Source organism: Vibrio genomosp. F10 str. 9ZD137 (assembly GCF_049974785.1).
Taxonomy (GTDB): domain Bacteria; phylum Pseudomonadota; class Gammaproteobacteria; order Enterobacterales; family Vibrionaceae; genus Vibrio.
In genome coordinates, this window is sequence record NZ_JBNGCJ010000219.1 from 1 (window position 1) to 377 (window position 377).

At 49.6% G+C, this 377-nt stretch carries 1 protein-coding gene; it reads right to left on the bottom strand.

From position 1 onward, the window contains the following. Positions 1-46 precede the first annotated feature (46 nt). On the bottom strand, positions 47-377 hold a 331-nt coding region (locus ACP45E_RS03040), incomplete at its 5' end, for an amino acid--tRNA ligase-related protein (RefSeq protein WP_347229970.1).

The window sequence follows — 377 nt, forward strand, 5'->3', positions numbered from 1 at the left end:
CTGATTAGGGGCATTTTTATTTCATTCACTTACAGAACGCAAGTTGTTATTCAGCGTCTTTCTTCGCTGCGGTCACAGTCACGGCCAGCTCTTCAAGAGATGCAGGGTTTGCAACACTTGGGGCATTAGTCAGTAGACAGGCTGCGGCGGTTGTTTTAGGGAAAGCGATAACATCACGGATGTTCTCTGTTCCACAAAGTAGCATCGCCAAACGGTCAAGACCGAATGCCAAACCAGCATGAGGTGGCGTACCGTACTTAAGCGCGTCAAGTAGGAAGCCAAACTTCTCTTGCTGCTCTTGCTCTTCAATGCCAAGAATACCGAATACCGCGGTCTGCATGTCTGCGTTGTGAATACGTACAGAACCGCCGCCCACT